The following is a 21,819-nucleotide window of genomic DNA, read 5'->3' as shown; positions in this document are numbered from 1 at the left end:
ACCGCGAGCGAGAATTAGATCTTGCCATCCTCGTACGTCGGGAGAAAGTGCGTGCAATCTCCATAGGTTGCATGGCGGGGTTGAGTAGTTGGGGCACGGACTGCCGCAGTTCAACCTCGGTGTCAAGACTTGTGCTTTCAAGCCATGGCGACCAGCGCGGCTCTGGAAACGGGATGTTCGGGAGGCAATCCTGCGGTGAAACGCTCGACTTCGCGAGTGGCACTCTCGCCAAGCCGCTGCAGCTCGTTACCGAGCGCTCCTGCGATGTGCGGTGTGATGAACACACCGGGTAGAGACCACAACTCGTGACCGTCTGGAAGCGGTTCCGGATCGGTCACGTCGAGAATGACGCGAATGCCACGTTCGCGCACGCTCTGGGCGAGGGCGGCCTGATCCAGGATCGCAGCACGGGCAGTGTTGATCACTGTCGATCCGATCGGCAGCAGTTCCAGTTGGCGCGCACCGATCATGCCTCGGGTCTCTGCCAGAAGAGGAGCGTGGATGCTGACGATAGAACTTCGGCGGAACACATCGTCGAGAGGCATCGATGTGGCCAGCTGCAGGATCGGATCGTCCCCACCGACGTAGGGGTCATACAAGACAATCTCGAGGTCGAGCGGTTCGAGTAGTTCGATCACGCGTCTGCCGATTCGAGATGCTCCGATGATGCCGACGGTGCGGCGGTAGTTGCCGATGTCATGCTGAGCGGTGACGTCGTAGTCCCGCGGGCCGCGAGCGTATGCCTGCGCGGCGGTGAGGACGCCCTTTCCGGCGAGGACAATCATCGCCGCCGCATATTCCGCCACCGGATATGCGTTTGCCGCAGCCGCCGATGTGACCAGAATTCCCCGATCCCAAACGTCGCCCGATAGATGCTCCTTCACCGTACCGGCGGCGTGCACGATTGCGGCCAGTCGCGGCATCCGATCGAGTTCTCTGCTGGTGATTCGAGGCGAATTCCATCCGGTGATCAGCACCTCGATCCGACTCAGAATCGCGTCTGGAACTGTGCCGAAGTCGGTTATGGTCGTCGAGACATCGATCGAAGCCACAGATTGCAGTCGCAGCAGCTCACTCGGCACGAACAGCCGTTCGGCGAGGCCGCGTCTCATTGCAAATGCTGCGGCAGGTCCGTCGACTCGCGTGCTCAACGGGTGCTCCGTCATGCTTTATATGCTCCTTGCTTGGTCGCGTTCTGCAGCCTAACGCAGTGGGAAACCGCATTCCCGACAGAATGACGCGTTTTGGGCCAGCGGTCAAGCCAGGCGGATTGATGATTCGCGTTCTGATCGCGAACCCATCGACTTGGAAGGTCTTGAAGAGGTTCAGATGACAACAAATACAAGCGAACGGAACACGGTTCCGCTCGGCGCGACGGGTGTGCAGGTTTCGCAGCTCTGCGCGGGCTCTGGAACCTGGAAGCCCGACCGTTTCGGTTCGGACGTTCCCGTTGCAGAATCTGTTCATCTCATTCATCGGTTGTTTGAGAGTTCGCAGGTGAACTATTTGGACACCTCGAACAGCTACGGTCTCGGTGAAAGCGAGCGCAGAATCGGCATAGCGGTGCGAGAGTACGGCGGGACACCTGCTGATTTTGATATCCAGACCAAAGCCGATCGCGACATGCGCACTGGTGATTTTTCGTGAGCGCGGATGCGCAGATCGCTCGAGGAAAGCATGGAGCGGACGGGGCTCGATCACGTTCCGATCGTATTTCTGCGTGATCCTGAGAACACGACGTGGGTCTCGTCGATGGCCGACGATGGACCCGTTGCCGCGCTCGTCGCGGCCCGCGATGAGGGCCTGGTCGGTCATCTGGGAATTTCGGGCGGACCTGTCGAGATGCTCGCGCGCTGGCCCGCCCAGTCGCACTGGTACGCCTATGATCGAGCGCCGAGTGCACTTGTGGCCGCCGCTAATGCGATAGGCGTGCTGTGTCACGAGGCGAATGTTCCGCTTGCCGCGGCAGCTCTGAACTTTTCGCTGAGGGATCCGCGCATAACGTCGACAGTCATCGGCATGCGCACCGTGGCGGATCTCGAGGCGTCAGTCGATCTCGCCGCTGTCGACATTCCAGACGAATTGTGGGATGCCATCAACTCTGTGCCGCTCGACACGGCCACGTGGCAGGGGTAATCGGCATTGCAGAGCTCTAGCGCTCGACCCGGGTGAAACCGATCGGTCGTGCGTTGCTTGCTAGCGTAGAACCGGAACCGCTGCCGCGGGCAAAGGAGAAGCAATGGCATCACCTGAACTGCTCATTGATGCATTCGACCGAATCCAGAAAATCGTTCGCTCGGTGCTGCGCAATGCATCCGCCGACACTCTGGCCTACCAACCGGATGCGCGGGCCAACACGATTGGCTGGCTTGTCTGGCATCTCACGCGAGTGCAGGACGATCATCTGGCCGCCGCATTCGATCGGCCGCAAACCTGGATCGAAGACGGTTGGGCCGATCGTTTCAAGTTGCCGTTTGACGATTCAGCGACGGGCTACGGGCACACCCATGACGAAGTCGCTGCCGTGAAGGTGGACGCGAGCCTACTCGGCAGCTATCACGACGCGGTTCATGATCGATCCGTCGAATTGATCCGTGGACTGTCTGATGCGGAGCTAGAGCGCATCGTCGACACGTCATGGGATCCGCCCGTCACGCTTGCGGTGCGGCTGATCAGCGTCATTGCGGATGACCTTCAGCACGCCGGCCAAGCGTCGTATGTACGCGGATTGGCTACACGAGCAGGGCTGTGACTGATCCGTGAGCCAGGTCGAGTGCCCAGCCGGCTCCGCTGATCCAGTCAATCACCACGCCCGCGGGCGGGGTAGCCTAACGTAGCTGGCTGGCCTGTGCCCGCGTCCGCTTCAAGTCCGTCGACCAGCCACAGCGCCGCCCGGCGCACCAGTTGCCGATGCGTTGCGGACTCGAACGACGCAGCATCGTGCCCGAGCGCGTCGTAGACAACGCGGGCCGAGCCGTAGTGCCATGCCCAGAAAAGCGGATGTTTGAGACCGCCGTGTTCATGTGTCGCAAGCGGAACGACACCCGGGTCCACCCGGAGGTAGCTGTAGCGTTCGTCGATGAGCTCGAAGTCGTTCAGCGGCGCAACGATTGCATGCCGGTCGGGGTATACGTGAATTCGCGCGAGCCCGGCGTCCGGGTGCATCGTGGTTCCGCGCACCCAGATCCCGCCGACGATCGACTCCCACTCCGGTATTGCGGGAAAGCTCGTGGCGGATACGTGCATCGCCAGTACAGTGCCGCCTGCATTTAGGTAGGCCAGGAGGCCAGCGCGCGTCGCGGCATCCGCTGGATCAGGGTCACTCGGGTTGCCGACGTTCACGACCAGAAGATCGGGGGTGCGTGTCTCTGCTGTAGCGAGCGCGCGCATTCGCTCGTCGACCCGCTCCGAGATCTCGACCGCGAAGCCCGCGTCGCGCAGAATTGCGGAGATGCACTCGGACGTTTCGGAAAACGGATGCCATGGGTCGGCATAGCGGCCCGCACCAGACAAGATGGTCGCTCGCCATTGATGATGTTCCACTGTTCCTCCGCATTCCTGGCAGCGCGCCGCACCGCGTTACGTCACCGTAGCGGACGATCCTGGCGGGTTGCCAAGCTGGGCACGTCTCCGTACACTGATGGTAAGCGCTTTCCCGAGTCGATCACAATTGATTAGCCTACGTTGATGGACCGACAAGCTTCCCGACCCCAGACCCCAGATACCGCAGGTAGATCAGAAAGAGTATTCAGTGTCAGAGCAGACAATCGGCATCATCATGAACGGCGTCTCCGGGCGCATGGGCTACCGGCAGCACCTCGTGCGTTCGATCCTCGCCATCCGCGAGCAGGGCGGCGTACTGCTGAAAGACGGCAGCAGGGTGCAGGTCGAGCCGATGCTCGTCGGGCGCAGCGAAGCCAAGCTGAAGGAATTGGCCAACCGCCACGGACTCACGCATTACACGACCGATCTCGACGAGGCACTTGTAGACGATCGGTGGCAGATCTACGCCGACTTCCTCGTGACGAAGGCGCGCGTTCCGGCCATTAGGAAGGCGATCGCTGCGGGCAAGGCGATCTACACCGAGAAGCCGACCGCCGAGAGCTTCGAAGAGGCACTCGAGCTCGCCGTGCTTGCCACCGACGCCGGCATCAAGAACGGTGTCGTGCACGACAAGCTCTATCTCCCCGGCCTGCGCAAACTCCGTCGCCTTATTGACTCCGGATTCTTCGGGCGCATTCTTTCCGTTCGCGGCGAGTTCGGCTACTGGGTGTTCGAGGGCGACTGGCAAGACGCACAACGTCCGAGTTGGAACTACCGCGCGGAGGACGGCGGCGGAATCGTCGTCGACATGTTCCCGCATTGGAGCTACGTGCTGGAAAACCTGTTCGGTCGAGTCGAGTCTGTCTATGCGCGTGCCGTCACCGAGATTCCTGAGCGTGTCGACGAGCGCGGCATCTTGTATGCGGCGACCGCGGATGATGCCGCCTACGCGGTGTTTGAACTCGCCGGCGGCATCACGGCCCAGCTGAATTCGAGCTGGACTACCCGCGTCAATCGCGACGAACTGGTCGAGTTCCAGGTCGACGGAACGCTCGGCAGTGCGGTCGTCGGCCTGTTCGGCTGCAAAATTCAGCCGCGCGCAGGGACACCGAAGCCCACCTGGAACCCGGACGTCCCCGACAGCCACCGCTACGCGGCCGACTGGATCGAGGCCCCCACCAACGACGTCTTCGAGAACGGTTTCAAGGTGCAGTGGGAGGAGTTCATCCGGCACGTTGCAGAAGACGGCCCGAACCCGTACGACTTCTTGGCTGGTGCACGCGGAGTGCTGCTTGCGGAAAAAGGGCTCGAGAGCTCACGCACGGGCCACCGTGTCGAGCTGCCAATCGTCGAGCTACCCTCGGTCCGCGGACAATCGGCTGTCCCGCTGAGCGAAGATCGTGACCCGCTTTCGGAAGAGTTGTCTGGCCCGCGATGACGCAACTGCTCCTGCTCGACCGTGCGGGTCGCACGCGAACGCAACCACTCGCATCCGCCCCCGCATTCGCGAAGCCGGCCAACCCGCTGCGATCGCGCGTCGCATACGCGGCCGCGCATGTGATTCCGAAACCATGGGCTGAGAACGTGCCCGGCGCACCGGCAGACCTTGACTGGCATGCCACGCTTGCGTTTCGCCACCACCTCTGGTCGTGGGGGCTCGGCGTCGCCGACGCGATGGACACCGCTCAACGCAATATGGGCCTGGATGCCGCAGCCACTCGCGAACTGATCTCCCGGAGTGCGCGTGAGGCGCATTCCGTGGGAGGAGCCCTCGTCGTCGGCGTGAATACGGACCACGTCGACGACGAGTACATCTCTCTCGACGCTGTGATCGACGCGTATCTATGGCAACTGCAGTTTGCAGAGGATGCCGGTGCCGGCGTCGTTCTGATGGCCTCGCGGCATCTCGCGCGGGCCGCGCAATCCGCGGCGGACTACGAGCGCGTGTACGGCGCCGTACTTGCTCGTGCCGGGGCCCCGGTCATCCTGCACTGGCTGGGTGGGGTGTTCGATCCAGTGCTCGGCGGATATTTCGGATCTGCGACAAGCTCACGGACCGATGTTTCGGAGGCATCGGACACCGTCATTCGCATAATTGAGGCGAATGCGGCGAAGGTGTCCGGCATCAAGATGAGCCTGCTGGATGCCTCGGCCGAAGTTGCGCTGCGCAGTCGGCTCCCCGAGACGGCCACCATGTTCACCGGTGACGACTTCAACTACGTCGACCTAATCGCGGGCGATGCTTCCCCCGGTGGTCGAGTAGCGAGGAACGCTTCCCTCGGTGGTCGAGTAGCGAGGAACGCTTCTCCCGGTGGTCGAGTAGCGAGGAACGCTTCCCCCGGTGGTCGAGTAGCGAGGAACGAGCGTATCGGGACCGGCCCGCGGGGCCTCGATACCCTCGCTGGCGCTCGCTACTCGACCAACGGGTCATACTCGAATGCGCTCCTCGGCGCGTTCGCGGCGGTCGCGCCCAACGCATCCGCCGCCATTCAGGCACTGGATCGCGACGAGCCGGAAACCTACCGTCGCATCCTCGCCCCCACCGAAGCACTATCGCGGCAGATCTTCGCCGCGCCCACGTTCTACTACAAGACCGGAATCGCCTTCCTCAGCTGGCTGAACGGGCACCAGGATTCGCCGAGCATGGTCGGCGGCCTGCACTCTGCGCGCAGCCTGCCGCACCTGTCTGAAATTGTGCGTCTCGCCAACGCCTCCGGAGCATTGGAGCATCCCGATCTCGCCGCGGCACGCTGGAACGGGCTCTTGCGGCAGAACGGACTGGTGCAGAACGGGCTGGCGCAGAACGGACTAGGCGCGTGACCGCGCACCCCCGCCTCTCGCTGAACCAGGCGACGATCAAATACGCGACGCTTGAGCAAGCGCTCGAGGCGTCCGCGGGTGCGGGCATCCGAAGCATCGGTCTGTGGCGCGAGCCGGTTGCTGCGGTCGGGCTTGACAATGCGGTTAGGCTGATTGCCGACTCGGGTCTTCGGGTTTCGAGCCTGTGCCGGGGCGGCTTCTTCACGTCTGCACCCGGCGCAGAGCGTGCCGCCGCCGTCGACGACAACCGGCGCGCGATCGAGGAGACTGCCGCGCTTGCTGCGGCGGGCGCATCCGGTTCCGCGGCCGTGCTCGTGCTCGTTGCCGGCGGGCTTCCCGACGGATCGCGCGATCTTCCCGGCGCTCGCGAACGGGTGGGGGATGCGATTGCCGAGCTCGAAGCGGATGCGGCGGCCGCCGGAGTCACGCTCGCGATCGAGGCGCTGCATCCGATGTATGTCGCAGATCGCGCCGTCATCTCAACGCTCGGCCAGGCGATCGACATCGCCAAGCAGTTCGGCCCAGCCGTGGGTGTGGTGGTGGACACGTTCCACGTCTGGTGGGATCCGCAACTGTTCGAGCAGATCGCGCGTGCGGGTCGGCTGGGTCGTATCGCAAGCTACCAGGTCTGCGACTGGATCACCCCGCTGCCGGCCGATGTGCTGCTGGCGCGCGGGATGATGGGCGATGGGCACATTGACTTCGGCCCCTTGACGCGAGCGGTCGAGGCTGCCGGTTACATCGGTGATATCGAGGTCGAGATTTTCAATCAGGCGATCTGGGATGCCCCGTTCGCGGCTGTGGCCGAGCGGACGGCGGCGGCGTTCGCCGGCCACGTTGCCCCGTTCCTCGAAGCGCGCACGGCGTAATCTCGTCTTCCGCGTCGAGTGAGCATCGCGCAGCGCTGAGCGCTCACACACATTGCGCTGAGTGCCCACAAACATTGCGCCGAGTGCGCCCATGTGGTCGTGATCAGCCTTCCGCGAGCCATCTTCGCGACCACTTGGACGCACTCGGCTGCTGAAGACACGCGCGAACTTAGGAGCGCACGCTCAGAGAGGCGTAGCGGGTGTACTGCTCGCGGATGACCGGACGGAAGTCGGGCGCAGGCTGCGCTGCGATCGTGAGGGGCCACGCCGGCCGGGCGCCGGTCAGCGCCCACGCCGCCTGAACGGCCGCACCGTCCGCGACGTATTCACCTGGGGCCGGCACGATCACGGGCGCGTCGAACACTTGGGCTGCAATCGCCTGCACGGCCGGATTTTGTGCCGCACCGCCGATCAGGAGCAGACGCTGCTCGCGCACGCCGACAGCGCGCACCGCGTCCAAGCCGGCAGCGAGTCCGCACAGCATGCCCTCGATTGCGGCCCGCGCAATATTCGGCCGCGTGGTCGAGCCGAGCGTGAGCCCGTGGAAGCTCGCCGTCGCATCCGGAAGGTTCGGGGTGCGCTCGCCCTCGAAATACGGAACGAGCACGACCCCGCCAGCGCCGGCATCCGCCTCGAGCGCGAGGCGCGCGAGCATGTCGTGATCAACACCGAGCACACCGGCGATCGAGCTGAGCACCCGCGCTGCGTTCAGCGTGGCGATGAGGGGCAGAAAGGCGCCGCTCGCATCCGCGAAGCCGGCCACAGCACCGGTCGCGTCGATTGCGGGCGAGTCCGTGACCGCGAACACTGTGCCGCTCGTGCCGATCGAGACAACCACATCGCCGGATGCCGCCCCCAACCCGAGCGCAGCCCCCGCGTTGTCGCCCGCCCCGACGCCGACGATGATCTCGTCTGGTGTCGTGCCGGCGCGCTCGCCGGGGCCGAGTACTCGTGGCAGGATTGCGTCGTGGCCGAGGGCGCGCACGAAGAGTTCACGGTCGTAGTCGCCCGTGGTCGGGCTCCAATACGAGGTGCCGCTGGCATCGGATCGATCGGTCGTCAGTTGGTCGAGCACGGGGCCGAGCGGGCTTTCGCCGACTGGGCCATAGCCGCGCAACCGCCAGGTCAGCCAGTCGTGGGGGAGTGCGACGGCAGCGACGCGCGCCGCGTTCTCCGGTTCGGCATCGCGCAGCCAGCGCAGCTTGGTCGCGGTGAAGGATGCGACCGGCATCGTGCCGGTCCGGCGCGCGTAATCGTCGGCGCCGACCTCGCTGATCAGATCGAGCGCGGCCTGCGCGCTGCGCGTGTCGTTCCATAGCAGAGCGGGGCGGATGACGCGACCGGCGGCATCCAGCACCACCATGCCGTGCTGCTGTCCAGCCACCGAGACGGATTCAACGCCGTCGAGACCGCCGGCATCCGCAATTGCGGTGAGCAGCGCACCCCACCAGGCTGCAGGGTCAACCTCGGTCCCCTCCGGATGCGCCGCGCGGCCGGAGCGCACGAGCGCGCCGGAGTCGGCATCCCGGATCACGATCTTGCAACTCTGGGTCGACGAGTCGACGCCGGCGACGAGTGTCATCTGTGCTCCAAACATTTCGGCGGTCTCGATACGCTCGCAAGCTCGCTACTCGACCAGCACTTTGGTGGTCGAGTAGGCCGCTCACGGCCGTATCGAGACCTGGCGTCAGCATACGAGGGTCGATACTGGTCTCGATACACTCGTTCCTCGCTACTCGACCACCATCTTTGCCTCGCTACTCGACCAGCGAAGGGGCGACCACCATAGTCAGCCGCGGGCGCCGAGCAGGTGCTCGAGGGCCAGCTGCTGCAGGCGCACGAAGCCGAAGCCCTTCGCACCGAAGTAGGAGTCGGCGTCGAAGTCCTCGAACGCACTGCGGTCGGCCAGCAGGTCATCATACGACTCGCCGGCGCCAAGCGTCGGCACCGAGAGCTCCGGCACACGGGATGCGGCCAGCGCTTCCTGCACCTCGGGGTCGGCACGGAATGCTGCAGCACGCTCCTTGAGCAACAGGTAGGTGCGCATGTTCGCCGCGGCGGAATCCCACACGCCGGAGATGTCCTCGGTGCGGCTCGGCTTGTAGTCGAAGTGGCGTGGGCCGTCGTAGGACGGGCCGCCGTTCGGACCGCCGTTTTCGAGAATGTCAACGAGCGCAAACGCGTTCTGCAGGTCGCCGTGACCGAAGACGAGGTCCTGGTCGTACTTGATGCCGCGCTGCCCGTTCAAGTCGATGTGGAACAGCTTGCCCTGGTACAGCGCCTGCGCGATGCCCGCCGCGTAGTTGAGCCCGGCCATCTGTTCGTGGCCGACCTCCGGGTTGATGCCGACCAGTTCCGGTCGCTCGAGCGTCGTGATGAACGCGAGTGCGTGACCGAGCGTCGGCAGCAGGATGTCGCCGCGCGGCTCGTTCGGCTTCGGCTCGATCGCGAAGCGGATGTCGTAACCCTTGTCCGTTACGTAGTCGCCGAGCAGGTTGACGGCCTCGCGATACCGCTCAAGGGCGGCCTGGATGTCTTTGGCCGCGTCGTATTCCGCACCCTCGCGTCCGCCCCACATCACGAACGTCTTCGCGCCAAGTTCTGCGGCGAGGTCGAGGTTGCGCAGCACCTTGCGCAGCGCGAACCGGCGCACGGCGCGGTCGTTCGAGGTGAAGCCGCCGTCCTTGAAGACGGGGGCGCTGAACAGGTTGGTGGTGATCATCGGAACGATGATGCCGGTGTCGGCGAGTGCCTGCTTCAGGCGGTCGATCTGCTTCTGGCGCGCGGCATCCGTAGAGCCGAAGGCGAATAGGTCGTCATCGTGGAAGGTCAGGCCGTATGCGCCGAGTTCGTTGAGCTTGTTGACGGCCTCGACGACGTCGAGCTGCGGGCGGGTCGGACCGCCGAACGGATCGGTGCCGTTGTAGCCGATGGTCCACAGACCAAAGGAGAATTTGTCTTCGCGAGTAGGTGTTGCAACCATGATTATCCTTCGGCTTCCTCGATGATTTTCGGCAGGCTTGTGCGCGCATCGTGATTTGTTGTTACTTAGAACATATCAGCAAAGTCGAACGGAGTCACGTCTCGCCCGACGCTGCGCCACGTTAGGCATCATGCGCCACTTCAACTGGCGCATGCGACAACACCTGGCGCTGCGTGCGCAGGCCGGCGGGTCGCAGGCGGCACGGGCGATTGTCTTTGGGCGCCCACGAAGAAAGATTGTCGGTGGTGTCTGACATGGTAGAGTCGTGGCAGAACCAAGAATTGGCCGATCGGCACGACGACACAAGATCGGGAGCGTGCACTTGCGCGCCGCGCTCGCTGAGGCCGGCGAGCCGGAAGCCGTTGATGGGGACGCGATGCTTTTCATCGGCACTGACGATCGTGGAATCGAACTGGAAATCGTCGTCGTGCCAGATGACCGACATTCGGGTGGGTGGACGGTTATTCATGTGATGCCGACGGGTTTGAGGAGGAAACGATGACGACAGGGCGCGAGATCCTGCGTGGTGGTGTTCGCGTTGCCGATGTTGAGGCCGAAGAAGTTCGCCATCGCGGCGAACGTCTCACCGTTGATCGCGTCGACGCGATCGTCGAAGCATTGCGCGCACAACGCGCGGCCAATCTGAAACCCGGAGGCAAATCGCTCTCCGGTGGTGGGAAGCACTCGCCGACGGTGCAATTTCGGGTGCCGGAGGAACTGCACGAACAAGCACTCAAACGGGCGCAGGCCGAGGGCGTTTCGCTGTCCAAGCTAGGCCGCAAAGCCCTGCAGGAGTACCTGCGCGCATCCTGACCGAGCCCGATTCCGATCGTTCACGTGAACGAAGCGGTGGTCGCAATTGCGGTGAGAAGGTTGCATCGAGTCACCCGCCGCCGAGTTCACGTGGGATTGACGTCGATTGCCGTGTCGATGGCATTCAGCGGCGATCGACCTGTCGGGGCGGGTCCAACCGAGGCGCCGTCGTGCCGCTTGCACGGGACGAGAATCTGCGTCGGCGGACCCTCTCGCCCCTCCAGTCGTGCGATCAGCGCCTCAGCCGTGCGGCCGCCGAGCTCGCCGCCCGGTGCATCGTACGTCGTCAGCCCCGGATCGATGAGCAATCCCAGGGCAGTGGATGGCGCGATCGCAACCATCGAGAGATCGCGCGGTATCGAAACCCCGCGGCGCCGCAATCCGTTTACCAGCCCGAAGCTCGCCTCGTCATGCATGACGATGATCGCCGTCGTCTGCGGCGCCTGTTCTATCAGCTGGCCAGCAACAGCCAGCTCGGCCAACGGGTCGCGCGGAATGCAGAACACATGACCGTCCAATCCTCGCTCGGACATCGCTTCACGGAATGCCTGCTCCGCACGCACGGGCGGGCCGTAGCCGGCCAGCGGTGTTCCGTCGAAATTTTCGATCACCAGCGCAATGTGAGTGTGGCCGAGCTCGGCGAGGTGGTCGACGGCATCCGTCGTCGTCTGTTCGAAGTCGATGTCGACATAGTCGATGCCGTTGTTGTCGCGCGTACGACCGATCAGCGCGAACGGTGCGTTCGCCTCGCTGAGCTTCAACACCCTCTCGTCGTCCAGCTGCACCTCAAGGAGGAGGACGCCGTCGGCGATGCCGCTCTTGATTAAGGAGGTGACCTCGGCCGCTTGATTGTCGGGTCTTACCGGCCAGAGCATCAGATGATAGCCCTGTGCTTCCGCCGCTGCAGCGGAAGCCTCCACGAATGTGCTCAAGTTGCGATTCATCAACGGGTATAGCAATGCGATGACGTGTGATCGGCGGGTTGCCAACGCCCTGGCGGTGGCATTCCTGCGGTAGCCGAGCGTGTCGATCGCCTCGAGTACCCGCTCGCGCGTCTGGGACGTTACCGGTTTCGTGTTGTTCACCACGAAAGACACGGTGGAGATGGAGACGTTGGCACGGTCTGCAACCTGCTGCATTGTCACCACCGGGTTCTCCTTGTCTTCGGCTTGCCGTAGCCAGTATTACACTCGCATAACATAATTTGGTCAAGCGCTTGACTTTTGGTGCGGCGTACGCGCAGACTACCTGCAAGCACTTGCCGGAGTTTCACCGATGACCTCTCGGTCTTTATTTTTGACTCCGTGGTCAAGCGCTTGACCAAATTGCCCGTCGGCAGCAGGACTCCCACTGGGAGCGAAGCAAAGGAGCTCATTCGTGAAAAAGACACACATCATCGAAGCACTCGCCGGAGTGGCGGTGATGACCCTCGCACTGGCCGCGTGTTCCTCGGGCACGACCGGCTCGAGCACCTCAGGCGCGAAGCAGACGCTGACCGTCGAGGACTACTACAGCGCCAACCCCAGCATGAGCGGCTACAACACCGTTTACAAGGAGTGCGGCACCCAGATCGGTGCCACGATCAACCCCGTGCACGTCGCCGGTGCGGCATTGATCGCGAAGGTGCTGCAGCAGGCATCGTCGAAGACGTTGCCCGACGTGCTCATGCTCGACAACCCCGACGTGCAGCAGATCGCGGCAACGGGTGCGTTGACCCCGCTCAAGAACTACGGCGTCACCGCGCCGGCGGGCGACGTGCCCGCCGTGGTGAAGGCTGGCACCTATCAGGGCCAGGTCTACGGCTTGGCACCCGTGATCAACTCGATCGCGCTGTACTACAACACCGACCTGCTCACCGCCGCTGGCGTCACACCGCCGAAGACCTGGGATGAACTGAAGGCGGCCGCGCTGAAGCTCACCGATCAGAGCAAGGGTGTTTACGGATTTGCGATGAGCAACATCAATACCTACGAAGGTACGTGGCAATTCCTCCCGTTCTTCTGGAGCAATGGCGGCAATGAGAAGAACATCGCTACTGCCGACGCTACTCAGGCACTGCAATTCGTCACCGACCTGCAGAATGACGGCTCGATGTCCAAGAGTTCCGTCAGCTGGGCGCAGTCGGACGTGAACAACCAGTTCATCGCGGGCAAGGCCGCGATGATGGTCAACGGTCCGTGGCAGCTGCCCGTGCTCAACGCGACCAAGGGCCTGAACTTCTCCAGCGTCCCGATCCCCACGCGCACCACGTCCCAGAAGGTCGTGTCCCCGCTCGGCGGCGAGACCTACAACGTGCCGAACACGGGTGACAAGACCAAGATGGCGCTCGCCGGCAAGTTCGTCGAATGCCTGAACCAGCCCGCCACCCAGCTGAAGATCGCCAAGATCTCCGGCAACCTGCCCGCTGATGAGGCATCCGCCGCGACCTGGGCCAAGTCGCACCCACAGGTCGAGTCGTTCGTCGAGACGGTCAGGACCGCTCGCGCACGCACGGCTGAGCTCGGGCCGAAGTGGCCGACAGCGGCGACCGCCATCTACACCGGCGTGCAACTTGCGCTGACGGGCAAGGCAACACCTGCCGCCGCGTTGCAGCAAGCACAAGCCCAAAACAAGTAGGGCGACACCGGGCAGGCGGGAGACATCCCCGCCTGCCCGGGGTCCGATCCGCAAAGGAGCGTGACATGACCTCAGTGAGTGCCGGCCTCGATCTCGGGACCGGATCTCGAACACCTGACGGGAGAACGCCAAGGCGCAAGCCGCGCTTCGCCCGGTCGGTGACGAAATGGCTCTTCGTAGCGCCGGCGATCCTGTTCGTGCTGGTGTTCTTCGGCTATCCGATCATCGAGAACGTGGTGATGTCGCTGCAGAACTACACGACCGCCACGTTCTACACGGGCGAAGCGCCCTGGGTCGGATTCGCCAACTATGTCAGTGTTTTCACCGACCCGATCTTCATGACCACCATCATCAACACTGCGCTCTTCACGATTGGGTCGATCGTGCTGCAGTTCGGCATCGGGCTCGGGCTCGCGCTGTTTTTCAAACGCCACTTCCCGCTGAGCGGATTTCTGCGTTCGCTGCTGCTGCTGCCGTGGCTGCTGCCGCTCATCGCCTCGGCCGCGGTGTGGAAGTGGATTCTGGACCAGGGCAGCGGAGCGCTGAACCAGTTCCTCGGGATCTTCGGCGTGAGTCCGCTTCCCTGGCTGGTCAGTCCGAGCCTGGCGCTGATCGCCGTGATCGGAGTGAACATCTGGTTGGGCATCCCGTTCAACACCACCATTCTCTACAGCGGATTGCAGTCGGTTCCCGAGGAACTGTATGAGGCCGCGTCTCTCGACGGCGCGGTCGGCTGGCGCGCATTCCGGCACATCACCTGGCCGAGCATCCGCCCCGTCGTCAGCGTCGTGATCGTTCTCGGGGTGGTCTACACGCTGAAAGTCGTCGACATCATCCTCGGATTGACTGGCGGCGGACCGGCGAACTCGACGGAGACCCTCGCCACGTGGGCTTATCACAAATCATTCGTGCAATTCATGTTCGGCGAGGGCGCATCGATCAGCAACATCTTGATCGCGGTCTCTTTGGTCTTCGCGATGATTTATCTCTACCTGAACCGCAAGGGGGTCGACGAATGACCACGACGGAGGCAATCGTGCTGGCGACAGGTGTGCCGACCATCCGTCGGAGGCGGGTGAGAACGTGGCCGATGACCGTGCTCGGGGTCATCTTCCTCGCCATAATGATCTTCCCTGTTTATTGGATGATCAACAGCAGTCTGCAGGCGAACTCGGGTGCTGCGAATACTGCCTGGTTCCCCTTTCAACCGACGTTGACAGGCTACGAAGCGGCGATCCAGCAGCAGTGGCCCAACCTCGTGACGAGCCTGATCGTGTCGGTGAGCGCCGTGGCACTGACACTGATCGTCGCCACCCCGGCTGCGTACGGTCTTGCCCGCTTCAAGATGAAGGGGATGACCGCGTTCGTATTCCTGCTTCTGATCACCCAGATGATCCCGACGATCGTGATCGCGAACGCGCTGTACACGCTGTTCAACGACTGGGGGCTGTTGAACTCATACCTCGGTTTGATCCTGGCGGACAGCGCCGCGCAGATTCCCTTCGCGATCATCTTGATGCGCGCCTTCATGGCCTCGCTCCCGCAGAGCCTCGTCGAAGCAGCGCTGGTCGACGGAGCGAACAACTTCAGGGCATTCGTCTCGATCGTTGTGCCAATCAGTAAGAACGCGATCGTGACGGCAGCACTGTTCACGTTCCTCGGCGCCTGGGGAGACTTCCTCTTCGCGCTGACTCTGACCAGCACGCCTGCGGTGCGCCCGATCACTCTTGGTATTTACAACTATCTGGGCGCAAACGTGCAGCAGTGGGGGCCGGTCATGGCAACGGCCGTGATCGCGTCCATTCCAGCCGGAATCCTGCTGATTATCGCCCAGAAGTACATCGCGGCCGGAGCGCTCGGCGGCGCGATCAAGTGATTCCGCCGAGCCAGTCCAGAGGGCCAACGCCGCTCGGCTATTAAACAAAAACGTATTCAACAAGAAGGAGAACCCGATGAATTTCACTGCCGAGCAGCCGTTGCGCGTCGTCGTCTGGGGCGAGAACCGCCACGAACAGGTCGAGCCGCACGTTGCCGAGATCTATCCCGACGGGATGCACAATGCGATCAAAGCCGGGATCGAAGAGAACCTCGGCGACCGCGTGTCCGTCACGACGGCACTGCTCGATGATCCCGAACATGGACTGAGCGAAGAGCGCCTCGCGCAGACGGATGTTCTCACCTGGTGGGGGCACGCCGCGCATGCCGACGTCTCGGACGAGGTCGTCGAGCGCGTGCACCGGCATGTGCTGGAGGGTATGGGACTGGTCGTGCTGCATTCCGGGCACTGGTCGAAGATTTTCACAAAGCTGATGGGCACGACATGCACATTGCGCTGGCGCAGTGAGAATGATCGCGAGTTGGTCTGGACGGTCGACCCGACGCATCCGATTGCTCAGGGAGTGCCGCACCCGATCGAGATCCCGCAGCAGGAGATGTACGGCGAGCAGTTCGACATCCCGCGCCCCGACGAGATCGTGTTCATCAGCTCGTTCACCGGCGGGGAGGTGTTTCGCAGCGGCATCACCTACCGGCGTGGCAACGGCAAGATCTTCTATTTCAGCCCCGGCGATCAGGACTTCCCCGTCTATCACCACAAGGATGTGCGCAGGGTCATCGCCAACGGCGTCGCATGGGCGGCATCCGAGCGACCTGAGCGAAAGCTGCCGACCCTCCTGCGCTATGACTCAGGCGACTTCTTCAACGGCAAGGGCTATCAGGGTGCCATGCAGAATACGGGTGACCACGAGTGACCTCGTTCGCCACACTCCCGGGCGGCGGCCCGGTGCGTCTCGTGCTCGTCGGTGCCGGCAACATGGGACAACACTGGATGCGCATGCTCGAGCAATCCAACAACGTCGAGCTGGTCGGACTCGTCGATCTCGACCTCGACCTGGCACGCCGCGTCGCTGCAGGGCAGGGAATCTCGGTGGTCGTCGGCGACTCGCTCACCGCGGTCGCGCGCGAGTGCGGTGCTGAGGCGGTCGTCGACGTCACTGTTCCACGAGCCCACCACGCAGTCAACACAGAAGCCCTGTTCGCCGGCCTGCCCGTGCTGTGTGAAAAGCCGATCGCTCCGACGGTCGCTGAGACACTGTCGCTGATCGCGGCGGCGGAGCTCTCCGGCCAGCTCCTGATGACCAGTCAATCGCGTCGCTACTACCCTGCTCTCGCCGAGCTCAAAGGAGTCGTCGCGACCCTCGGCGACATCGGCATGGTGACAACGGAATTCTTCAAGGCGCCGCATTTCGGTGGATTCCGAGACGAGATGGCGCATCCGTTGCTGATCGACATGGCGATCCACGCCTTCGATGTGTCGCGCTACCTGCTCGACGCAGACCCCGTGCGCGTGGACTGTCGCACGTTCAATCCGAATTGGAGCTGGTACCGGGGCGACGCCGCGGCCACCGCCCTGTTCGAATTCGAGGGTGGCACCCGCTACAGCTATGCGGGCAGCTGGTGCAGCCCCGGGCTGGAGACGTCGTGGAATGGAAACTGGCGGGTGAGCGGTTCGCGCGGCACCGCGACGTGGGATGGCGAGGGGGAGCCGGCGGTCGAGTACGAGGGAGACGCCGTGCACACGATCACTGCAGACCGCGCGGACCCGGCGCGTGCGGAGATCGCGGGTGCGCTCGACGAGTTCGTCGACGCGCTGAGAACCGGCCTGACACCGTCTGGCGACGTCCATTCGAACGTGCACAGCCTGGCCATGGTTGAAGCCGCCGTGCTCTCCGCCGAGCGGGCAGGCTCGGTCGAGATCGCATCGGTCATGGACGACGCCTACCGCACCGCCATCGACAATGAGCGCCGCGCCGACGTTCGGGCCGCACTCGAATCGTGGGGCGCAGCATCCGCCCGGCTCAGCAACCATAACGCCGAGCGCGACCTCAGCCCCGAAAGGCAGTGATGAAGTTCACTGATGGGTTCTGGCAGCTGAGGCCAGGAGTGCGTGCCAGCTACGCTAGCGAGGCATACGATCTCGATTCCGACGGCGAGTCGCTGACCCTAACGGCGCCCACCGTTGTCGTGCGCTCCCGAGGCGACGTGCTCAACCATGCGAGCCTGACCGTCACAATCGACTCGCCGATGGACGGCGTAATCGGCGTTCACGTCGAACACTTTGCCGGGTCTCGTCGCCAGACGGGGTTCGAGCTGGTTGGGCAGGAACCGCACGTCGCCACCGTCGAGGTCGGCCCGGAGCGCGGAACGGTGACCAGTGGCGAACTGATTGCGACTGTGACGCGTGGCGCGCCGTGGCGACTGGAGTTCTCGTCACGCGGGCGCGCGTTGACGGCCAGCGGCCACAAGTCGCTTGCGCACGTCGCACTGGCAGACGATGCGCTTGTCGCCAGCAACGCCTGGGTCGCCGACGAAGGCATCCCAGTGACATCGCCCGCCTACATGCTCGCCCAGCTCGAGTTGGCGGTCGGCGAAACCGTGTACGGGCTGGGCGAGCGCTTCGGCCCGTTCGTGAAGAACGGCCAATCAATCGACAGTTGGAACGCCGATGGCGGAACCTCCAGCGAGCAGGCCTACAAGAACGTTCCGTTCTACCTGACGAACCGCGGCTACGGAGTGCTCGTCGACCATTCAGGACACGTTTCGTTCGAGGTCGCATCCGAGGCCGTCGAGCGCGTGCAGTTCTCGGTGCCCGGAGAACGGCTCAGCTTCTATGTGATCGACGGGCCAACGCCGAAAGAGGTGCTTGAGCGCTACACAAGGCTGACCGGACGGCCGGCCACGGTGCCCGCGTGGTCGTATGGCCTGTGGCTCTCCACCAGCTTCACCACCTCTTACGACGAGCAGACGGTGTCGTCATTCATCGACGCCATGGCGGAGCGCGACCTGCCTCTCTCGGTGTTCCACTTCGACTGTTTTTGGATGCGCGAATTCAACTGGTGCGACTTCGAATGGGACCCACGAGTCTTCCCTGACCCTGCCCGGATGCTTGCCCGGCTGCACGAGAAAGGCGTTCGAGTCTGCGTGTGGATCAACCCGTACATCGCGCAGCGTTCGCCGCTGTTCGCTGAGGGCGCGGAACGCGGGTATCTCCTGAAGCGCCCAAACGGTGATGTCTGGCAGTGGGACCTGTGGCAGCCGGGCATGGGTCTTGTCGACTTCACCAATCCGGATGCGACGGCATGGTTCCAAGGCAAGCTTCGGGTTTTGGTAGACGGTGGCGTTGATGCTTTCAAGACCGATTTCGGGGAGCGTGTTCCGCTCGACGTGCGCTTCGCAGACGGGTCATCGCCAGAGCGCATGCACAACCTGTACGCGCAGCTCTACAACAAGGCGGTGCACGACGTACTGGTCGACGCGCGGGGCGAAGACGATGCGGTCCTGTTCGCGCGCTCGGCGACGACCGGTGGGCAGAGCATGCCCGTGCACTGGGGCGGAGACAGCACTTCGACGTTCCAGTCGATGGCAGAGACGCTGCGTGGCGGCCTCTCGCTCGCGATGAGCGGCTTCGCATTCTGGAGCCACGACATCGGCGGCTTCGAGGGAACACCGAGTCCGGACGTCTTCAAGCGCTGGGTCGCCTTCGGCCTGCTTTCAAGCCACTCGCGACTTCACGGCAGCAGCTCGTACCGCGTTCCGTGGTCGTTCGACCGTGACCCGGTCACCGGTGAGCTCGACGAGAGTTCGACCAGTGCGGTAGCGGTGACGAAGCGCTTCGCGAAGTTGAAGAATCGCCTGATGCCGTACCTGTTCGCGGCCGGCGCCGAAGCATCCGAGCGGGGCACTCCCGTGATGCGGCCGATGGCGTTGGAGTTCCCGGACGACCCCGCCGTCGACTACCTGGACCAGCAGTACATGCTGGGCCGTGACATCCTCGTCGCGCCGGTGTTCGAATCCACCGGCGTTGTGAAGTTCTACCTGCCTGCCGGTGGCTGGACGAGTCTGCTGACCGGCGAACGGGTGGTAGGTGGTTTGTGGCGCACCGAGCAACACGACCTCGATTCGCTCCCCTTGTATGTGCGCGACGGCGCTGTGCTGCCGATCGGTTCGCGCGACGACCGACCGGATTACGACTATCTCGACGGCCTTACCGTGCGCCTGTACCCCGGGGCAGCGCCGAACACGATCTGGGTGACCTCAACGGATGGGTCGCGCACCGAGGTCAGGCTCGAACGCAACCCGAACGGCGGCTACACGGCGGATGTCGCCGGCCGTTCGGTTCGGGTCGAAAGCGTCTAACTGCATCGCGAATAGGCCACCGGCCCATTGGGTCTGGGGCAATGAAAGGAGAATTGCGTGACGACCGTTGCAGGCCCTATGTCAGATTCCAGGCTGGGCGTGGTGAGACCGGTCGGAGGCGGCCACGTACGACTCGGCGATGGTGTGCTCGGCCGGTGGCAGCGGCGTAACCGGTTGGCGACCATTCCGCACGGCATCCGGGCTTTGGAGGCAGAGGGAGCGCTCGACAACCTGAGGCGGCTGATCGGAGCGGCGGAGACGTCGTTCCGCGGCCCGGTCTTTGTTGACAGCGACGTCTACAAGGTGCTCGAGGGCGTTGCGTGGGAGTTGGGGCGTGCCGAAGATGCCGAGCTGCGTGCGTTCTACGAGGACACGATTGTGCTTCTGGCGCAGGTGCAAGACGAAGACGGTTATTTGAACTCCGCCTTCCAGCGCGAGGATCGGTTACAGGAGTGGTGGACGGACTTCACCAATGGGCATGAGTTGTATTGTGCAGGGCACCTTATCCAAGCAGCTGTGGCCTCCGTAAGAGCCCTCGGGGACGACAGGTTGTTGGCGATCGCGGCCCGATCGGCGGACCTGATCGTGCGCTTATTCGGCGGACCAGAATCGCCCGCCTATCCGGGTCACCCTGAGATCGAGTATGCGCTCGTCGAACTGTTCCGTCTGACCGGTCGACGTGAGTATCTTGACGCCGCGAAGGCGTTCGTCGATCGCCGCGGCACTGGCTGGTTGGGGCGAGGCGCATTCGGCTCATCGTATTTCCAGGACGACGCTGGGCTGCGCGACACAACCGTGATGCGCGGGCACGCCGTGCGCGCACTCTATTTGAACAGCGGCGCGACGGATGTCTACCTCGAGACCGGTGACGCGACTCTGTTGGCAGCGTTGAAGACGCAATGGGAAGACATGGTCACTCGGCGAAGTTACATCACGGGCGGTACCGGCTCCCGGCACAGGGACGAGGCCTTCGGCGATGCTTACGAACTCCCAAGCGACCGAGCGTATGCGGAGACGTGCGCAGGGATCGCCTCGATGCACTGGGCGTGGCGCATGTATGTGGCCACCGGGGAGGCCGCGTATGCGGACTTCTTCGAGACCGCACTGTATAACGTCGTGGCCGACGGCATCTCCGAGGATGGCACGCAGTTCTTCTACAGCAATCCACTGCAGTTGCGCGCCGACCATGCGTCCTCGCAGGAGGAGGCGGCTGCCCACCGTCTGGACTGGTACTTCTGCGCCTGTTGTCCGCCCAATCTGATGCGCACGTTCGCGAGCATCGAAAGCTATCTTGCGACAGCTAGCGGCGATGAGCTGCAGCTCGTGCAGTACACGCGCTCGCGCGTTGAAACGAGCCTGCGCAGCGGTCGCGTTGTCCTGGAGGTGGACACGGACTATCCGCTCGACGGTGCTGTGCGGATCACAGTCGTCGAGGGCATCGACGGCGGCACTCTCGCGTTGCGCGTTCCCGGCTGGAACGCGAGCCGTCGGCTGTACGTCAACGACGAACCCGTCGACGCGGATGACGAAGACGGTTGGCTGCGTTTGCCCGGCGCGCTCGCAGCGGGCTCTGAGATCCGGGTGGAGTTCGACATGACGCCTGAATTCGTCAGCGCCGACCCTCGGGTCGACGCCGTGCGCGGCGCGGTGGCGCTGCGCCGTGGCCCGGTCGTGTACTGCGTCGAGCAGTCGGACAACGAGAGCGACGTGGAGCGGGTGAGGGTCGACCCGGAGCATCCGCCAGTGGAAACAGGAATGCGTACGCCGCTTGGCCCAGTTGTTCACTGCGCGGGAGCCGTCGTTGAACCGAAAGGTACAGCGCTCTATCCGTCATGGCACAGTTTCAAGCAGGTTTCCTCGCGGCCTGTTGAGCTGTACTTGCGCCCGTACTCCACCTGGGGCAACAGCACGCCGGGAGCGATGCGCGTTTGGGTGCCGGTCATTCGCGCGATCCCAACGAGTCGGGCAGTGAAGCGATGA

At 63.7% G+C, this 21,819-nt stretch carries 20 protein-coding genes; 14 read left to right on the top strand and 6 right to left on the bottom strand.

Annotated features, from left to right (window positions below; translation table 11 throughout):
* Nucleotides 1-137 precede the first annotated feature (137 nt).
* The gene (locus QU604_RS17765; RefSeq protein WP_308465938.1) at nucleotides 138-1,166 is read right to left on the bottom strand and encodes a hydroxyacid dehydrogenase; all 1,029 of its coding nucleotides are present in this window, start codon (nucleotides 1,164-1,166) and stop codon (nucleotides 138-140) included.
* A gap of 139 nt (nucleotides 1,167-1,305) precedes the next feature.
* Here QU604_RS17765 and QU604_RS17760 point away from each other — a divergent pair, with 139 nt between their 5' ends.
* The 3 genes from QU604_RS17760 (at nucleotide 1,306) to QU604_RS17750 (ending at nucleotide 2,752) form a co-directional block, all read left to right on the top strand.
* A complete protein-coding gene (locus QU604_RS17760; protein WP_308465937.1) occupies nucleotides 1,306-1,647 on the top strand; it encodes an aldo/keto reductase in 342 nt (113 codons plus the stop codon).
* 30 nt (nucleotides 1,648-1,677) lie between these two features.
* A complete protein-coding gene (locus QU604_RS17755; protein ID WP_308465936.1) occupies nucleotides 1,678-2,136 on the top strand; it encodes an aldo/keto reductase in 459 nt (152 codons plus the stop codon).
* A gap of 103 nt (nucleotides 2,137-2,239) precedes the next feature.
* Nucleotides 2,240-2,752: a mycothiol transferase gene (locus tag QU604_RS17750; protein ID WP_308465935.1), complete on the top strand. Its 513-nt coding sequence runs from the start codon at nucleotides 2,240-2,242 to the stop codon at nucleotides 2,750-2,752.
* A 47-nt stretch (nucleotides 2,753-2,799) separates the two neighbouring features.
* Here QU604_RS17750 and QU604_RS17745 read toward each other — a convergent pair whose 3' ends face one another.
* Complete coding sequence (locus QU604_RS17745) at nucleotides 2,800-3,543, bottom strand: ThuA domain-containing protein (RefSeq protein ID WP_308465934.1); 744 nt, start codon at nucleotides 3,541-3,543, stop codon at nucleotides 2,800-2,802.
* Nucleotides 3,544-3,778: 235 nt separating this feature from the next.
* Here QU604_RS17745 and QU604_RS17740 point away from each other — a divergent pair, with 235 nt between their 5' ends.
* From QU604_RS17740 to QU604_RS17730, 3 genes are read left to right on the top strand one after another with little or no spacing between them, the layout of a single operon-like run.
* Nucleotides 3,779-4,981: a Gfo/Idh/MocA family protein gene (locus QU604_RS17740; protein WP_308468964.1), complete on the top strand. Its 1,203-nt coding sequence runs from the start codon at nucleotides 3,779-3,781 to the stop codon at nucleotides 4,979-4,981.
* Nucleotides 4,978-6,363, top strand: coding sequence for a DUF993 family protein (locus tag QU604_RS17735; protein ID WP_308465933.1), 1,386 nt, complete (start codon nucleotides 4,978-4,980; stop codon nucleotides 6,361-6,363). The genes QU604_RS17740 and QU604_RS17735 overlap by 4 nt, the downstream gene beginning before the upstream one ends.
* Nucleotides 6,360-7,232, top strand: a complete 873-nt coding sequence (locus QU604_RS17730; RefSeq protein ID WP_308465932.1) for a sugar phosphate isomerase/epimerase family protein — start codon at nucleotides 6,360-6,362, stop codon at nucleotides 7,230-7,232. The genes QU604_RS17735 and QU604_RS17730 overlap by 4 nt, the downstream gene beginning before the upstream one ends.
* Before the next feature lie 169 nt (nucleotides 7,233-7,401).
* Here the strand turns inward: QU604_RS17730 and xylB are convergent, their stop codons facing one another.
* The 3 genes from xylB to QU604_RS17715 form a co-directional block, all read right to left on the bottom strand.
* Nucleotides 7,402-8,814, bottom strand: a complete 1,413-nt coding sequence (xylB, locus tag QU604_RS17725) for a xylulokinase (protein ID WP_308465931.1) — start codon at nucleotides 8,812-8,814, stop codon at nucleotides 7,402-7,404.
* A gap of 207 nt (nucleotides 8,815-9,021) precedes the next feature.
* Nucleotides 9,022-10,215 carry a xylose isomerase gene (xylA, locus tag QU604_RS17720; RefSeq protein ID WP_308465930.1) on the bottom strand — a complete coding sequence of 398 codons (1,194 nt, stop codon included), beginning with the start codon at nucleotides 10,213-10,215 and terminating at the stop codon, nucleotides 9,022-9,024.
* A gap of 121 nt (nucleotides 10,216-10,336) precedes the next feature.
* On the bottom strand, nucleotides 10,337-10,660 hold the full coding sequence (locus QU604_RS17715; protein WP_308465929.1) for a hypothetical protein: 324 nt from the start codon (nucleotides 10,658-10,660) through the stop codon (nucleotides 10,337-10,339).
* A 53-nt stretch (nucleotides 10,661-10,713) separates the two neighbouring features.
* Here QU604_RS17715 and QU604_RS17710 point away from each other — a divergent pair, with 53 nt between their 5' ends.
* The gene (locus QU604_RS17710; RefSeq protein WP_308465928.1) at nucleotides 10,714-11,028 is read left to right on the top strand and encodes a DNA-binding protein; all 315 of its coding nucleotides are present in this window, start codon (nucleotides 10,714-10,716) and stop codon (nucleotides 11,026-11,028) included.
* Nucleotides 11,029-11,114: 86 nt separating this feature from the next.
* Here the strand turns inward: QU604_RS17710 and QU604_RS17705 are convergent, their stop codons facing one another.
* Entirely contained in the window at nucleotides 11,115-12,167 is a 1,053-nt protein-coding gene (locus QU604_RS17705) for a LacI family DNA-binding transcriptional regulator (RefSeq protein WP_308468963.1), read from the bottom strand.
* Nucleotides 12,168-12,405: 238 nt separating this feature from the next.
* Between QU604_RS17705 and QU604_RS17700 the strand changes: the two genes are divergently transcribed.
* From QU604_RS17700 to QU604_RS17670, 7 genes are all read left to right on the top strand, one after another.
* Nucleotides 12,406-13,644 (top strand): sugar ABC transporter substrate-binding protein, encoded by a 1,239-nt coding sequence (locus tag QU604_RS17700; RefSeq protein WP_308465927.1) that lies wholly within the window; start codon nucleotides 12,406-12,408, stop codon nucleotides 13,642-13,644.
* Nucleotides 13,645-13,709: 65 nt separating this feature from the next.
* Entirely contained in the window at nucleotides 13,710-14,663 is a 954-nt protein-coding gene (locus QU604_RS17695; RefSeq protein ID WP_308465926.1) for a carbohydrate ABC transporter permease, read from the top strand.
* Complete coding sequence (locus QU604_RS17690; RefSeq protein WP_409349978.1) at nucleotides 14,660-15,520, top strand: carbohydrate ABC transporter permease; 861 nt, start codon at nucleotides 14,660-14,662, stop codon at nucleotides 15,518-15,520. The genes QU604_RS17695 and QU604_RS17690 overlap by 4 nt, the downstream gene beginning before the upstream one ends.
* Nucleotides 15,521-15,596: 76 nt before the next feature.
* Entirely contained in the window at nucleotides 15,597-16,394 is a 798-nt protein-coding gene (locus tag QU604_RS17685; protein WP_308465925.1) for a ThuA domain-containing protein, read from the top strand.
* Complete coding sequence (locus QU604_RS17680; protein WP_308465924.1) at nucleotides 16,391-17,548, top strand: Gfo/Idh/MocA family protein; 1,158 nt, start codon at nucleotides 16,391-16,393, stop codon at nucleotides 17,546-17,548. The genes QU604_RS17685 and QU604_RS17680 overlap by 4 nt, the downstream gene beginning before the upstream one ends.
* Entirely contained in the window at nucleotides 17,548-19,839 is a 2,292-nt protein-coding gene (gene yicI / locus QU604_RS17675) for an alpha-xylosidase (RefSeq protein ID WP_308465923.1), read from the top strand. The genes QU604_RS17680 and yicI overlap by 1 nt, the downstream gene beginning before the upstream one ends.
* A gap of 57 nt (nucleotides 19,840-19,896) precedes the next feature.
* Nucleotides 19,897-21,819 carry a glycoside hydrolase family 127 protein gene (locus QU604_RS17670; RefSeq protein WP_308465922.1) on the top strand — a complete coding sequence of 641 codons (1,923 nt, stop codon included), beginning with the start codon at nucleotides 19,897-19,899 and terminating at the stop codon, nucleotides 21,817-21,819.

The organism is Rathayibacter sp. SW19, assembly GCF_030866825.1.
Taxonomy (GTDB): Bacteria; Actinomycetota; Actinomycetes; order Actinomycetales; family Microbacteriaceae; genus Rathayibacter_A; species Rathayibacter_A soli.
The sequence above is the reverse complement of the archived record's forward strand: the minus strand, read 5'-3'. Positions and strand labels throughout refer to the sequence as shown.

Coding starts and splice junctions, on each gene's coding strand:
- QU604_RS17765 (WP_308465938.1), bottom strand. CDS start 1,166: ATGACGGAGCACCCGTTGAGCACGCGAGTCGACGGACCTGCCGCAGCA.
- QU604_RS17755 (WP_308465936.1), top strand. CDS start 1,678: ATGGAGCGGACGGGGCTCGATCACGTTCCGATCGTATTTCTGCGTGAT.
- QU604_RS17750 (WP_308465935.1), top strand. CDS start 2,240: ATGGCATCACCTGAACTGCTCATTGATGCATTCGACCGAATCCAGAAA.
- QU604_RS17740 (WP_308468964.1), top strand. CDS start 3,779: ATGAACGGCGTCTCCGGGCGCATGGGCTACCGGCAGCACCTCGTGCGT.
- QU604_RS17735 (WP_308465933.1), top strand. CDS start 4,978: ATGACGCAACTGCTCCTGCTCGACCGTGCGGGTCGCACGCGAACGCAA.
- xylB (WP_308465931.1), bottom strand. CDS start 8,814: ATGACACTCGTCGCCGGCGTCGACTCGTCGACCCAGAGTTGCAAGATC.
- xylA (WP_308465930.1), bottom strand. CDS start 10,215: ATGGTTGCAACACCTACTCGCGAAGACAAATTCTCCTTTGGTCTGTGG.
- QU604_RS17715 (WP_308465929.1), bottom strand. CDS start 10,660: ATGTCGGTCATCTGGCACGACGACGATTTCCAGTTCGATTCCACGATC.
- QU604_RS17710 (WP_308465928.1), top strand. CDS start 10,714: ATGACGACAGGGCGCGAGATCCTGCGTGGTGGTGTTCGCGTTGCCGAT.
- QU604_RS17705 (WP_308468963.1), bottom strand. CDS start 12,167: ATGCAGCAGGTTGCAGACCGTGCCAACGTCTCCATCTCCACCGTGTCT.
- QU604_RS17695 (WP_308465926.1), top strand. CDS start 13,710: ATGACCTCAGTGAGTGCCGGCCTCGATCTCGGGACCGGATCTCGAACA.
- QU604_RS17690 (WP_409349978.1), top strand. CDS start 14,660: ATGACCACGACGGAGGCAATCGTGCTGGCGACAGGTGTGCCGACCATC.
- QU604_RS17685 (WP_308465925.1), top strand. CDS start 15,597: ATGAATTTCACTGCCGAGCAGCCGTTGCGCGTCGTCGTCTGGGGCGAG.
- yicI (WP_308465923.1), top strand. CDS start 17,548: ATGAAGTTCACTGATGGGTTCTGGCAGCTGAGGCCAGGAGTGCGTGCC.